The sequence below is a fragment of the Pseudomonas sp. p106 genome (assembly GCF_003936645.1).
GTDB classification, from domain to species: Bacteria; Pseudomonadota; Gammaproteobacteria; order Pseudomonadales; family Pseudomonadaceae; genus Aquipseudomonas; species Aquipseudomonas putida_E.
The window spans coordinates 1-14,604 of record NZ_RHQR01000029.1 but is presented as its reverse complement, the minus strand read 5'-3'; the positions used below and the strand labels follow the sequence as shown (position 1 = coordinate 14,604).

The window sequence follows — 14,604 nt, the reverse complement described above, 5'->3', positions numbered from 1 at the left end:
GGCACGTTCCACCTCGCGAGTCCGCCATGCGCCGCCTGTTTTTCCTGCTGTTCCTGCTGCTGGCCAGCCCTGCCTTCGCCACGGGCCTGCTCGACAACCGCCCCAGCGCCACCCTCGGCGCCGCCTCGCTGAGCAACAGCGCAGACTTTTTGCCCGTACATGAAGCCTTCAAGCTCAGCCTGGTCCAGGCCGATGCGCACACCATCAAACTGCGCTTCGTCGCCACCGACGGCTATTACCTCTACCGCCATCGCTTCCAGTTCCGCAGCGAACCGGCAGACATCACCCTGGGTTCGCCGAACATTCCCAAGGGCGAGGCCAAGCACGATGAGTTCTTCGGCGACGTCGAGGTCTACCACGGGGTGCTCGACATCGAACTGCCGCGCACCGACGCCCGCGCATTCACCCTGCTGGTCGGCTACCAGGGCTGTGCCGACAAGAGCCTGTGCTACCCACCAGAGACGGCACGCCTGAGCATCGACGGCGCAGGGGGGAGCACGGCCGACGCCCCGGCGACGGCCAGCGAGCAAGGCTGGAGCTGGAAATCATTGCTGCTGTTCTTCCTCGCCGGGGTCGGCCTGACCTTCACGCCCTGCGTGCTGCCAATGCTGCCGATCCTCTCTGGCGTGGTCCTGCGCGGCCAGGTCGCCGGCCTGCGCGGCCTGGCCCTGTCGCTGGCCTATGTGCTGGCCATGGCCGCCAGTTTCGCCCTGCTGGGGGCGCTGATGGGCCTGTTCGGTGCAGGCCTGAACCTGCAGGCGCGGCTGCAATCGGCTTGGGTACTGGTGCCTTTCGCGCTGTTCTTCGTGCTGTTCGCACTGGCCATGTTCGGCCTGTTCGAACTCAAACTGCCACAGGCCTTGAACAATCGCCTGGACACGCTCGCCCACCGCACCAAGGGCGGCTCGCTGCTGGGTGCAGCAGTGCTGGGCGTGCTGTCCAGCCTGCTGGTTTCGCCGTGCGTCTCGGCACCATTGGCCGGCGCCTTGCTGTATATCAGTGCCAGCGGTGACGCCCTGGGTGGCGCACTCAAGTTGTTTGCCCTCGGCCTGGGCATGGGCGCGCCATTGTTGCTGGTGGCCACGGGGGGCGCGGCCTGGCTGCCAAAGAGCGGGCCTTGGCTGAACACCGTGAAAAACGCTATTGGTGTGTTGCTGCTGGGCCTCGCCATCGGCCTGCTCAGCCGCGTGCTGCCGGGGCCGGCAACCTTGTTGCTGGTCGGTTTCCTGAGCGTGGGCGTAGCCGTTTTCCTCGGTGCGCTGGAGTTCGTGGTCAAGGCGCCACGCCAACGCCTGGCGCAACTGCTGGGCCTGGCCCTGCTGGTCTACGGCCTGGCCTGCTGGTACGGCGCCCTCAATGGCCAGGGCGACCCGCTGCGCCCATTGCCTGCGCCAACGCCGACAACCGTCGGCAGTGGCCCGGCAGCTTCGGTGGATGCCTGGCAAACCGTCACTACGCCGGCCGCACTTGACGCGGCCCTGGCCGAGGCGAAAGCTGCGGGGCAGCCGGTCTTGCTCGACTGGTACGCCGACTGGTGCATCAGCTGCAAAGTCATCGAGCATGAAGTACTCAACGCAGCGCAGGTCCAACCGCAACTGGGCGCATTCAAGTTGCTGCGTTTCGACATCACCGAAAGCAACGCCGAGCAACGTACCCTGCTCGACCGCTACCAGCTGTTCGGCCCGCCTGCACTGTTGTTCTTTGCCGCGAACGGCAGCGAAATGACCACCGATCGGGTCATTGGCGAGATAAACGCCGCCGAATTTGCGGGTGTTCTGGCGCGCGTGCGCGGCAAACTCGGTCTATAACTTCCCGCGTGCTGGCATATTTCTGCGAACGAGTGACCAGATTTTAATATTTGGTCACATACTTCGCGCGAACCTCGGACATCGTGCTGGCTATTGCCGGGAACTGGACACTTGCCGTCGCTTTACGGCACACTCGCCGCGCTGTGTCGAATTGCCCTACAAATCCAAGGAATCTGCAGATGGCAACGCTACTGGTGCTTCACGGCCCCAACCTGAACATGCTCGGGCTCCGCGAACCGGGCCACTACGGCGCCGTGACCCTGGCCCAGATCAACCAGGACCTGGAGCAGCGCGCCCGCGCCGCAGGCCATCACCTGCAGTACCTGCAGAGCAATGCCGAGTACGAACTGATCGACCGTATTCACGCCGCACGCAACGAGGGTGTGGACTTCATCCTGATCAATCCGGCTGCTTTCACCCACACAAGCGTCGCATTACGTGACGCATTGCTTTCGGTGAGCATCCCATTCATCGAAGTGCACCTGTCCAACGTGCACAAACGCGAACCGTTCCGTCACCACTCCTACTTCTCCGATGTAGCCGTAGGGGTGATCTGCGGCCTGGGCGCCAGCGGGTATCGCCTGGCCCTGGAGGCCGCACTGGAACAACTGGCTGCCAACGCACAGCCCTGATGATAGAAGCCCTGGCCTGAGTGGGCCGGGGTTCGAGAAAAACGTTTCAGATACGTTTTTAACTTAATGCCCCCTGACCGAACCTTTGGGAGTTGATGATTAATGGATATCCGTAAAGTCAAGAAACTGATCGAGCTGCTGGAAGAGTCTGGCATCGACGAACTGGAGATCAAGGAAGGCGAAGAGTCGGTCCGTATCAGCCGTCACAGCAAGACCCCAGCCGCTCAACAGTTCTACGCACCTGCGCCAATGGCTGCCGCGCCTGTAGCTGCTCCGGCCGCTGCTGCCCCGGTTGCCGAAGCTGCCGCCGCTGCCCCGGCCCTCAAAGGCACCGTGATCCGTTCGCCAATGGTCGGTACCTTCTACCGCAAGCCTTCGCCGACCTCGCCGAACTTCGCTGAAGTTGGCCAGAGCGTGAAGAAAGGCGACACCCTGTGCATCGTCGAAGCGATGAAGATGATGAACCACATCGAAGCCGATGTCGGCGGCGTTATCGACGCCATCCTGGTGGAAGACGGTCAGCCGGTTGAGTTCGACCAGCCGCTGTTCACCATCGTTTGATTCGCGGAGAGCCAACGATGTCTGGGAAGCTGGAAAAAGTCCTGATCGCCAACCGCGGGGAAATTGCCCTGCGGATCCTGCGTGCCTGCAAAGAACTGGGCATCAAGACCGTCGCCGTGCACTCCACGGCCGACCGCGAACTGATGCACCTGGGCCTGGCAGACGAGTCGGTCTGCATTGGTCCCGCTTCGTCCAAAGATTCGTACCTGCACATCCCGGCGATCATCGCCGCCGCTGAAGTGACAGGCGCTACCGCCATCCACCCGGGTTACGGCTTCCTCGCGGAAAACGCCGACTTCGCCGAGCAGGTGGAGAAGTCCGGTTTCGCCTTCATCGGCCCGCGCGCCGACACCATTCGCCTGATGGGCGACAAGGTTTCGGCCAAGGACGCGATGATCAAGACCGGCGTACCGACCGTACCGGGCTCCGATGGCCCGCTGCCGGAAGACGAAGAGGTCGCCCTGGCGATCGCGCGTGACGTCGGCTACCCGGTGATCATCAAGGCCGCCGGTGGTGGTGGTGGTCGCGGTATGCGCGTGGTGCACAAGGAAGAGGACCTGATCGCCTCGGCCAAGCTCACCCGTACCGAAGCCGGTGCAGCCTTCGGCAACCCGATGGTCTACCTGGAGAAGTTCCTGACCAACCCACGTCACGTGGAAGTTCAGGTGCTGTCCGACGGCCAAGGCAACGCCATCCACCTGGGCGACCGCGACTGCTCGCTGCAGCGTCGTCACCAGAAGGTACTTGAAGAAGCACCTGCCCCGGGCATCGACGAGAAGGCCCGCCAGGAAGTCTTCAAGCGTTGCGTCGATGCGTGCGTCGAGATCGGCTACCGTGGCGCCGGTACTTTCGAGTTCCTGTACGAAAACGGCCGTTTCTACTTCATCGAAATGAACACCCGTGTGCAGGTTGAGCACCCGGTCTCGGAGATGGTCACCGGTATCGACATCGTCAAGGAGATGCTCAGCATCGCCGCTGGCAACAAGCTGTCGATCCGTCAGGAAGACGTGGTGATCCGCGGCCACTCGCTGGAGTGCCGGATCAACGCCGAAGACCCGAAGAAGTTCATTCCGAGCCCAGGCAAGGTCAAGCACTTCCACGCCCCGGGTGGCAACGGCGTTCGCGTCGATTCGCACCTGTACAGCGGTTATTCGGTTCCGCCGAACTACGACTCGCTGATCGGCAAGCTGATCACCTACGGCAAGGACCGCGACGAAGCCATGGCGCGCATGCGCAATGCCCTGGACGAGATCGTCGTCGACGGCATCAAGACCAACATCCCGCTGCACCGCGACCTGGTGCGTGATGAAGGTTTCTGCAAAGGCGGCGTGAACATCCACTACCTCGAGCACAAACTGGCCAACCAGGAGTGATCGCGTTAGCGTGATGCAGCAAAAAACCCGGCCTTGTGCCGGGTTTTTTGTGGGGTTGTTCTCAGGCCATCGGTTATGCGCTACCACGGTTACCGGCCCGATCGCTGGCAAACCTGCGCCTACAGTCAGATCAGTGCACTGAAAAACAGTGAAGGGCCCGTGGGACCCGGCTCGCCGGCGATTGGCCTGCAAGGCAGCCCCTCAAGTCATCCACAAACACACCGCACTCGCGTAAACTGCCAGCCTTCGCGCAGCCTCGGGCTGCCCCTCTCGATTTACCAAAGGTGCCCGCCATGCCTTGGCTGCAAGTACGCCTGGCCATCAGCCCGGAACAAGCCGAAACCTACGAAGACGCCCTGCTCGAAGTCGGCGCCGTATCGGTCACGTTCATGGACGCCGAAGACCAGCCCATCTTCGAACCCGACCTCAACACCACACCGCTGTGGTCGCACACGCACCTGCTGGCACTGTTCGAGGCGGACGCCGACCCTGAGCAGGTTTTCGCTCACCTGCGCCTGCTGACCGGTGCGCAGCTGCCGGAACACCAGGCCGAAGTGATCGAAGATCAGGATTGGGAACGCAGCTGGATGGACAACTTCCAGCCAATGCGCTTCGGCCGCCGCCTGTGGATCGTGCCAAGCTGGCACGAAGCGCCGGAAAAGGACGCAGTCAACCTGCTGCTTGACCCTGGCCTGGCCTTCGGCACCGGCACCCACCCGACCACCGCCCTGTGCCTGGAATGGCTCGACGGCCAACAGCTCGAAGGCACCCAGGTGCTGGACTTCGGCTGCGGCTCGGGCATTCTGGCCATCGCTGCATTGTTGTTGGGCGCACGCGAAGCGGTCGGTACCGACATCGACGTGCAGGCCATCGAAGCCTCGCGTGACAACGCCCAGCGCAATGGCGTCGCCGACGAGAAGCTGGCGCTGTACCTGCCCGAGCATATGCCGGCCATGCAGGCCGACGTGCTGGTCGCCAATATCCTGGCTGGCCCTTTGGTCTCGCTGGCGCCGCAGCTGTCCGGCCTGGTACGCCCAGGTGGCCTGCTCGCGTTGTCTGGCATCCTTGCCGAACAGGGTGAGGAGGTCGCCGCGGCCTACGCCGCCGACTTCGAGCTGGACCCGATCGTCGTGCGCGACGGCTGGGTGCGCATCAGTGGTCGCCGCCGCTAAGCGGGCCTAAAATACTTCTCTGCACAGCTCCCGGATCGCCGCATGACCGACAGTTTCGTCACCCAGTGCCCGCATTGCCAGACCAGCTTTCGCGTCACCCATCACCAGTTGAGCGTGGCGCGCGGCGTAGTGCGCTGCGGCCATTGCCTGCAGGTGTTCAACGCGGCGAAGCAACTGCTGGAGCAGAACCGCGCCAGCACCGCCCCGGCCGTGCCGCCGATACCGGTGGTCGCGCCCGTCACCGCGCCCGAGCCCCCGGTCAGCGAGCGCTCAGCCGCCGAGCCGCAAGACTGGGCAGCCACAGCGCAAGCCCTCGACGAACTCGACCTGGACCAGGAACTGGCCCGCCTCGAACGCCGTGGCAAGCCAGACGAGCCGCGCCCTGCTGCCCCTGCCGATGCACTGCAGGCGCGGCGTGACGAGCCCGCCGCCGAGCCCCATGGCGACGCACTGTTCGGTAATGCAACCGACGATCACCATGAGCCGCTGGAAACCGTCGATCCCGCCCCGGTACTGCTGGAGCAGGAGCCACTGGACCTGGAGCCCGCCCCAGGCGATCGCACCGAGCCCACACTGGACGGCAACCTGGACCTGGACTTCGATGATGAACCTGCCACGCACCGGGCTGCCGAGCGCGATAACGCGCACGACTTTTCCGAGCGGCTGTCGCCAGATGACGAACCCGTTCACGAAAAAGGCCTGAGCGCCCGCGATGATGACGATACGGATCTGCATCTGGCGGCGCACGATGACACCCCTGCCCCGGCGCTGACTGGCGAGCGCCTTGAACCTGGCTTCGCTGCCAGGCCCCAGCGCCCGTCACGCAAGGAGCCGCTCATCGACGTGGTCGACGACCCTCTGCAACTGGGCTGGGAGAAGCCGCGCCCCCACTGGGGCAAACGCGTGCTCTGGGGCTTGCTCACCCTGCTGGCCGCCGGCCTGCTGGCATTCCAGTACGTGTGGTTCCATTTCGACGAAATGGCGCGCCAGGACCAGTACCGCCCGCTCTTCCAGCAACTGTGCCCGATGCTTGGCTGCGAGGTGCCCACCCGTGTCGACATCGGCCGAATCAAGAGCAGCAACCTGGTGGTGCGCAGCCACCCTGACTTCAAGGGCGCGCTGATCGTCGATGCGATCATCTACAACCGCGCGCCCTTCGCCCAGCCGTTCCCGCTGCTGGAACTGCGTTTTGCCGACCTCAATGGCCAATTGATCGCCAGCCGGCGCTTCAAGCCGAGCGAGTATCTCTCGGGTGAATTGGCCGGCCGTGGCGAAATGCCCAGCCAGACGCCGATCCACATTGCCCTGGACATCCTCGACCCTGGCCCGAAAGCAGTGAACTACAGCCTCAGCTTCCGCTCCCCCGAATAAACGCCGAGCGGCAAGCTGCAAGAGAAGCGAGCCGACAACCGGTCTGGCTTCTTCTTGCCGCGTGAAGCGTGAAGCTTGAAGCTCAAAGGCATAAGCCTACAACTGTTCAGAATTTATCCAAATCCATCTTTATCCGGTCACCGAGAGCGGGTATTATGCCAACCCTTTTTCGACTCCAATGATTCGGCCCCACAACAGGGAACACCTATGTCGGCGGTACGCATCGGCCCATACACACTACGCAACAACCTGATCCTCGCGCCCATGGCCGGGGTCACGGACCAGCCTTTCCGTACACTTTGCAAGCGCCTGGGCGCGGGCATGGTGGTGTCGGAGATGGTCAGCAGCGACATGAGCCTGTGGAACAGCCGCAAGTCGAGCCTGCGCCGCATTCACGAAGGCGATCCCGAGCCGCGCTCGGTACAGATCGCCGGTGGCGATGCGCAGATGATGGCGGCGGCGGCCAGGGCCAACGTCGAAGCTGGTGCCCAGATCATCGACATCAACATGGGTTGCCCGGCGAAAAAAGTCTGCAACAAAGCTGCAGGCTCTGCTTTATTGAGAGATGAAGCTTTGGTCAGCGAGATTCTCCACGCCGTCGTCGGCGCGGTGGACGTCCCGGTGACCCTGAAGATCCGCACCGGTTGGGACCGGGCGAACAAGAACGGCCTGAACGTGGCGAGGATCGCCGAGCAGGCTGGCATCCAGGCGCTGGCGGTGCATGGCCGCACACGCGCCGACCTGTACACCGGCGAAGCCGAATACGACACCATCGCTGCCATCAAGCAGGCGGTGTCCATCCCGGTTTTTGCCAACGGCGATATCACTTCGCCAGAAAAGGCCCGGGCGGTGCTGGACGCCACCGGCGTCGACGGTCTGCTGATTGGCAGGGCCGCCCAGGGGCGGCCCTGGATCTTTCGCGAGATCGAGCATTACCTGGGGACTGGCCAGTATTTGCCGGCCCCGCAGCTGGACGAAGTGGAACGTATCCTGCTGGAGCACCTTGCCGCGCTGCACGCCTTCTATGGCGATGTGATGGGCGTACGTATCGCCCGCAAGCACGTTGGCTGGTACCTGGCAACACGACCCGGCGGCAAGGAGTTTCGCTCCCGGTTCAACGCTTTGGAAGACACACAAGCGCAGTGCGCCAACGTTCGAGCGTATTTCAGCGAACGTCGACAGAGCCTTGAGACAGAGGACGGACAAGGGGTGGCCGCATGACGATGATGACCGAGACATTAGTGAGTGGAACAACGCCCGTGAGCGACAACGCCAACCTCAAACAGCACCTCAACACGCCGAGCGAAGAGGGCCAGACCCTTCGTGACAGCGTCGAGAAGGCGCTGCACAACTACTTCGCACACCTGGAAGGCGCTACCGTCACTGACGTGTACAACCTGGTGCTCTCCGAAGTCGAGGCGCCCCTGCTCGAAAGCGTGATGAATTACGTCAAGGGCAACCAGACCAAGGCCAGCGAGATGCTCGGGCTCAACCGAGGCACCCTGCGCAAGAAACTCAAGCAGTACGACTTGTTGTAAGCCAGAATCCCAATCAGAAAAGGCGGCTCCCTGAACAGAGGCGCCTTTTTTGCTGACTCCACCGCGTTATTGGAATCCGAAATGACCGACCAGACTACCCGCCTGCCAGTCCGCCGCGCCCTGATCAGCGTCTCCGACAAGACCGGTATCCTCGAATTCGCTCGTGAGCTGCAGCAGCTCGGTGTCGAGATCCTGTCCACCGGCGGCACTTACAAGCTGCTCAAGGACAACGGCGTGAACGCGGTGGAAGTGGCCGACTACACCGGCTTCGCCGAAATGATGGACGGCCGGGTCAAGACCCTGCACCCGAAGATCCACGGCGGCATCCTCGGCCGTCGCGGTGTCGACGACGCCATCATGAACGAGCACGGCATCAAGCCGATCGACCTGGTCGCCGTCAACCTGTACCCATTCGAAGCCACCATCGCAAAACCTGGCTGTGACCTGCCGACCGCCATCGAGAACATCGACATCGGTGGCCCGACCATGGTCCGTTCGGCTGCCAAGAACCACAAGGACGTCGCTATCGTGGTCAACGCCGGTGACTACGCCAGCGTCCTCGAGGGCCTCAAGGCCGGCGGCCTGACCTACGCCCAGCGTTTCGACCTGATGCTCAAGGCCTTCGAGCACACTGCCGCTTACGACGGCATGATCGCCAACTACATGGGCACCATCGACCAGGCCAAGGACACGCTGTCCACCGAAGCGCGCAGCGAGTTCCCGCGCACCTTCAACAGCCAGTTCGTCAAGGCTCAGGAAATGCGCTACGGCGAGAACCCGCACCAGAGCGCGGCGTTCTACGTTGAAGCCAACAAAGGCGAAGCCAGCGTTTCCACCGCCATCCAGCTGCAGGGCAAGGAGCTGTCGTTCAACAACGTGGCCGACACCGACGCCGCGCTCGAATGCGTGAAGAGCTTCGTCAAGCCGGCCTGCGTCATCGTCAAGCACGCCAACCCATGCGGCGTCGCCGTGGTGCCTGAAGACGAGGGCGGTATCCGCAAGGCCTATGACCTGGCCTACGCTACCGACACCGAATCGGCCTTCGGCGGGATCATCGCCTTCAACCGCGAACTGGATGGCGAAACCGCCCAGGCCATCGTCGAGCGCCAGTTCGTCGAAGTGATCATCGCCCCGAAAATCTCCCAAGCTGCCCGCGACGTGGTGGCTGCCAAGCAAAACGTACGTCTGCTGGAGTGCGGCGAGTGGCCAGCCGAGCGCGCCGCCGGTTGGGACTTCAAGCGCGTCAACGGTGGCCTGCTGGTGCAGAGCCGCGACAACGGCATGATCACCGCCGAAGACCTGAAGATCGTCACCAAGCGTGCACCGACCGAGCAGGAAATCCACGACCTGGTGTTCGCCTGGAAAGTGGCCAAGTTCGTCAAGTCCAACGCCATCGTCTACGCCAAGCAGCGCCAGACCATCGGCGTGGGCGCCGGCCAGATGAGCCGCGTCAACTCCGCGCGCATCGCGGCCATCAAGGCAGAGCATGCCGGCCTGCAGGTGCAAGGTGCGGTCATGGCGTCGGACGCGTTCTTCCCGTTCCGTGATGGCATCGACAATGCAGCTAAAGTGGGTATCAGCGCCGTGATCCAGCCAGGTGGTTCGATGCGCGATGCTGAAGTCATCGCCGCTGCCGACGAAGCTGGCATCGCGATGGTGTTCACCGGTATGCGCCACTTCCGCCACTGATAGCAGCGGCAAGCTTTAAGCTGCAAGCTGCAAGCAAGAGCAGGCCCAGTCGCTCCTGCTTGCAGCCACAGCCCCTTGAATCCCTGAGTTGTGAGCATTTGAAAGGATCAGCGCGAACCGCTTTTGCTTGACGCTTGCAGCTTGCAGCTTCTCCGAAGGAGCCTGTAATGAAAGTTTTGATCATCGGCAGCGGCGGCCGTGAGCACGCCCTGGCCTGGAAAGTCGCCCAGGACCCACGCGTCGAGAAAGTATTCGTCGCCCCCGGCAACGCCGGTACCGCCATTGAAGCCAAGTGCGAGAACGTTGCCATCGACGTCACCGCCCTTGAGCAACTGGCAGACTTCGCCGAGAAGAACGTCGACCTGACCATCGTGGGCCCCGAGGCGCCGCTGGTCATCGGTGTGGTCGACCTGTTCCGCAGCCGCGGCCTGGACTGCTTCGGCCCGACCAAGGGCGCGGCCCAGCTGGAAGGTTCCAAGGCCTTCACCAAGGACTTCCTGGCTCGCCACAAGATCCCGACCGCCGACTACCAGAACTTTACCGAGATCGAGCCGGCACTGGCCTACCTGCAGGAAAAAGGCGCGCCGATCGTGATCAAGGCCGACGGCCTGGCCGCAGGCAAAGGCGTGATCGTCGCCATGACCCTGGAAGAAGCCGAAGCCGCCGTGCGTGACATGCTCGCGGGCAACGCCTTTGGCGACGCCGGTTCGCGCGTGGTGATCGAAGAGTTCCTCGACGGCGAGGAAGCCAGCTTCATCGTGATGGTCGACGGCCACAACGTGCTGCCAATGGCCACCAGCCAGGACCACAAGCGCGTCGGTGATCAGGACACCGGCCCGAACACGGGCGGTATGGGTGCCTACTCCCCTGCCCCGGTCGTTACCGCCGATGTACACCAGCGCGTGATGGACCAGGTGATCTGGCCGACCGTGCGCGGCATGGCCGAAGAAGGCAACGTGTACACCGGCTTCCTGTATGCCGGCCTGATGATCGACAAGGCGGGCAACCCCAAGGTCATCGAGTTCAACTGCCGCTTTGGCGACCCGGAAACCCAGCCGGTCATGCTGCGCCTGGAGTCGAGCCTGGTGCTGCTGATCGAAGCCGCTTTCGCCAAGGCGCTGGACAAGGTCGAAGCGCAGTGGGACCCCCGCCCAAGCCTGGGTGTGGTGCTGGCTGCCGGCGGTTACCCGGGCGACTACGCCAAGGGCGACGCGATCAGCGGCCTGGAGGCCGCAGCCAAGATCGAAGGCAAGGTGTTCCATGCCGGTACTTCGCTCAAGGACGGCCAGGTAGTGACCAACGGTGGCCGCGTGCTCTGCGCCACGGCCATGGGCAGCACGGTTGCCGATGCCCAGCAGCAGGCTTACCGCCTGGCCAAGGAAGTCACCTGGAACGGTAGCTTCTACCGTACCGACATCGGCTATCGGGCTATCGCCCGCGAGCGCGGTGAACACCAGCAATAACCTTTACCGGATAGCCGCAGCGTCTTGCGCATGCGGCCTTCGGCTCGTCGACAGGGCCCCATCGCGGGCCTTGCCTTCGACTTGGCGCGCCGCGCATAGTTACTACACGGCACATCAGCTAGGAAGGGATCTCGTAGTGCGTCGGCTTCGGATTGCCACAGCTCTGATCGTCAGCTTGCTGACCCTGCTCTGCCTGCTCCCGGCTTCGGCTGACCAAGGCGGAGGCTGGTCCGTTTTGCTCGACGAACAAGCCAACCTGCAATTGAGCGACGTCCGCTCGGATCGCTATCGCAACCAGTTCAGCCCTACTACGCTGAGCGACCTCGATGCCGCACCGGCGCAACAGGCCCTGTGGCTGCACTATCGCCTCGAACCGGGTGACCAGGAGCAACTGCTGCGGGTCTTTGCCCCGGACCTTTCACGCCTGGACCTCTACGCCCTCGACGGCGACAGGCTATTACGCCAGCTGCACCACGGGCGCCAGGCCGGCAACGCCAGCACGACCCTGCGCGGCAGCGATCACGTATTGCCCCTGCCAAACAGCCGCAAAGCGGTGGACATCTACCTGCGCCTGGTTTCCGAGCATCAGCTGCGCCCGGCCATCAGCCTGGAGCCTGCGGCAGTCGCCGCTTCAAACCATGGCCAGCCGTTGCTGTTCGGCATGCTCTTCGGCGGCCTGGTCATGCTCATACTGCACAACCTGATCCGCTTTCTGTACACCCGCTCCAGCACCACCCTGATCCTTGCGCTGTACCATGGGCTGATGCTGCTCAGCGGCCTGATCCTGCTCAACCTCAGCGGCCCCTGGTGGCACCTGTGGCACAGTGCGCAAACTCCGGCCGCCTACCTGACCCTGGTACTGGCGGGCCTCGCGGGGCTGTATTTCACCCAGCACTTCTTCTCGCGCTGCAACTCACCGCAGCTCAATCGCTTGCTGCAGGGCGAAATGCTGGTGGCCGGGGTCAGCGGCCTGATCCTGCTGTTCGTGGATACCCTGCCGCTCAACCTGATGACCTACGCCCTGCTGGCCCTGGGCAGTGTGAGCATGCTGCTGGTCAGCAGCTACCACTGGTACAAAGGTTATGCGCCGGCACGCCTGTTCAGCCTGGCCATGGTGGTGTTCAACCTGGGCGGGCTGGTGCTGCTACCGGCCCTGCTTGGCCTGACCCGCACCTCGACGCCCTGGCTGCTGTGCATTCTGCTCGGGTTGACGGTGGCCAGCGGCCTGCTGCTCAACCTGGCGGTCAGCGAGCGCCTGCGGCGGATGAGCGAAGAGCGCTTCAGCGCCAGCCGCGCACTGGCGGCCAGCGATGCCGAAATCAATGCCAAGGCCGAGTTCCTGGCCAAGATCAGCCATGAAATCCGCACCCCCATGAACGGCGTGCTGGGCATGACCGAACTGCTGCTGGGCACGCCACTGTCGGTCAAACAACGTGACTACGTGCAGACCATCCACAGCGCCGGCAACGAACTGCTCACACTGATCAACGAAATTCTCGACATTTCCAAACTCGAGTCGCGACAGATCGAACTGGACGATGTGCAGTTCGACCTCAATGCCCTGATCGAAGACTGCCTGAACATCTTCCGCGCCAAGGCCGAACAACAGAACATCGAGCTGATCAGCTTCACCCAGCCACAAGTGCCACGGGTCATCAGCGGTGACCCGACGCGCCTGCGCCAGGCCCTCTCCAGCCTGCTGGAAAACGCCCTGAAAAATACCGACCAGGGTGAAATCCTCCTGGTCGTTGCACTGGACCAGCGCGGCGAGGTGCCGCGCCTGCGTATCGCCGTGCAGGACAGCGGCGAGCCACTGCCTGCGGCCGAACGTGAAGCCCTGCTGCAGGCAGAGCTGCACAGCCATCACTTCCTTTCCAGCAACAAGCTTGGCGGCCACCTTGGGCTGATCATCGCCAAGCAGTTGATCGGCCTGATGCAAGGCGAGTTCGGCATCAAGAGCAGCACCAGCATGGGCAACACCCTGTGGCTGACCCTGCCGCTCGACCCCTCTCGCCTGGAGCAACCCTTGGCCGACCTCGACAGCCCATTGCGCGACGCCCGGGTGCTGGTGGTGGACGACAACGACACCTGCCGCAAGGTGCTGGTGCAGCAGTGCAGCGCCTGGGGCATGAACGTGAGTGCCGTACCCTCGGGCAAGGAGGCCTTGGCCCTGCTACGGACCAAGGCGCACCTGCGTGACTATTTCGACGCGGTCTTGCTCGACCAGAACATGCCGGGCATGACCGGCATGCAGCTGGCGGCCAAGATCAAGGAAGACCCAAGCCTGAACCACGACATCCTCGTGGTGATGCTCACCGGTATCAGCAATGCACCGAGCAAAGTCATTGCCCGTAATGCCGGGGTCAAGCGCATCCTGGCCAAACCGGTGGCCGGCTACACCCTCAAGACCACTCTGGCCGAGGAGTTGGCCCAGCGCGGCCGCGAACAGACCGTGCCGACGCCCTTGCCAGGCACACCGCCCACCCACGAGCTGCCGGGCGACTTCCGCGTGCTGGTCGCCGAGGACAACAGCATCTCGACCAAGGTGATCCGCGGCATGCTGGGCAAACTCAACCTCGAACCGGACACCGCCAGCAATGGTGAGGAAGCCCTGCAAGCCATGAAGGCCCAGCGTTATGACCTGGTGCTGATGGATTGTGAAATGCCGGTACTGGACGGTTTCTCTGCCACTCAGCAACTGCGCGCCTGGGAAGTCGCCAACCAGCGCCCGCGCACCCCGGTGGTGGCACTGACCGCGCACATCCTGGCCGAACACAAAGAGCGCGCACGGCTGGCCGGCATGGACGGGCACATGGCCAAGCCGGTGGAGCTGTCGCAATTGCGCGAGTTGATCCAGTATTGGGCGAACCAGCGGGAAGCCAAGACCGATCCGCTGCATACTTCGTAACCGATAAAGCGCTGTAGGAGCGGCCTTGTGTCGCGAAAGGGGTGCGCAGCAGCCCCAATTCCGTGTGGCGCTGCTGAAATTCTGGGGCT

Annotated in this window: 11 protein-coding genes; all 11 read left to right on the top strand. The window is 63.3% G+C overall.

Annotated features, from left to right (window positions below; translation table 11 throughout):
* Positions 1–26: 26 nt before the first annotated feature.
* The 11 genes from EGJ09_RS24860 (at position 27) to EGJ09_RS24810 (ending at position 14,515) form a co-directional block, all read left to right on the top strand.
* Positions 27–1,808 (top strand): protein-disulfide reductase DsbD, encoded by a 1,782-nt coding sequence (locus tag EGJ09_RS24860; protein WP_125925028.1) that lies wholly within the window; start codon positions 27–29, stop codon positions 1,806–1,808.
* 179 nt (positions 1,809–1,987) lie between these two features.
* Positions 1,988–2,440, top strand: a complete 453-nt coding sequence (gene aroQ / locus EGJ09_RS24855) for a type II 3-dehydroquinate dehydratase (RefSeq protein ID WP_012316405.1) — start codon at positions 1,988–1,990, stop codon at positions 2,438–2,440.
* Positions 2,441–2,542: 102 nt separating this feature from the next.
* The gene (gene accB, locus EGJ09_RS24850; RefSeq protein WP_046787845.1) at positions 2,543–3,001 is read left to right on the top strand and encodes an acetyl-CoA carboxylase biotin carboxyl carrier protein; all 459 of its coding nucleotides are present in this window, start codon (positions 2,543–2,545) and stop codon (positions 2,999–3,001) included.
* 17 nt (positions 3,002–3,018) lie between these two features.
* Entirely contained in the window at positions 3,019–4,374 is a 1,356-nt protein-coding gene (accC, locus tag EGJ09_RS24845; protein ID WP_012316407.1) for an acetyl-CoA carboxylase biotin carboxylase subunit, read from the top strand.
* Between the two features lie 293 nt (positions 4,375–4,667).
* Positions 4,668–5,546 (top strand): 50S ribosomal protein L11 methyltransferase, encoded by an 879-nt coding sequence (gene prmA / locus EGJ09_RS24840; protein ID WP_046787844.1) that lies wholly within the window; start codon positions 4,668–4,670, stop codon positions 5,544–5,546.
* Between the two features lie 42 nt (positions 5,547–5,588).
* The gene (locus EGJ09_RS24835) at positions 5,589–6,917 is read left to right on the top strand and encodes a DUF3426 domain-containing protein (protein WP_125925027.1); all 1,329 of its coding nucleotides are present in this window, start codon (positions 5,589–5,591) and stop codon (positions 6,915–6,917) included.
* 207 nt (positions 6,918–7,124) lie between these two features.
* Entirely contained in the window at positions 7,125–8,138 is a 1,014-nt protein-coding gene (gene dusB / locus EGJ09_RS24830; RefSeq protein WP_046787842.1) for a tRNA dihydrouridine synthase DusB, read from the top strand.
* A complete protein-coding gene (gene fis, locus EGJ09_RS24825; RefSeq protein WP_008093076.1) occupies positions 8,135–8,455 on the top strand; it encodes a DNA-binding transcriptional regulator Fis in 321 nt (106 codons plus the stop codon). Before dusB ends, fis begins: the two co-directional genes overlap by 4 nt.
* Positions 8,456–8,536: 81 nt before the next feature.
* On the top strand, positions 8,537–10,144 hold the full coding sequence (gene purH, locus EGJ09_RS24820; protein WP_125925026.1) for a bifunctional phosphoribosylaminoimidazolecarboxamide formyltransferase/IMP cyclohydrolase: 1,608 nt from the start codon (positions 8,537–8,539) through the stop codon (positions 10,142–10,144).
* A gap of 167 nt (positions 10,145–10,311) precedes the next feature.
* Positions 10,312–11,607 carry a phosphoribosylamine--glycine ligase gene (purD, locus tag EGJ09_RS24815; RefSeq protein ID WP_046787841.1) on the top strand — a complete coding sequence of 432 codons (1,296 nt, stop codon included), beginning with the start codon at positions 10,312–10,314 and terminating at the stop codon, positions 11,605–11,607.
* A 136-nt stretch (positions 11,608–11,743) separates the two neighbouring features.
* A complete protein-coding gene (locus EGJ09_RS24810) occupies positions 11,744–14,515 on the top strand; it encodes a hybrid sensor histidine kinase/response regulator (RefSeq protein ID WP_046787840.1) in 2,772 nt (923 codons plus the stop codon).
* Positions 14,516–14,604: the final 89 nt, after the last annotated feature.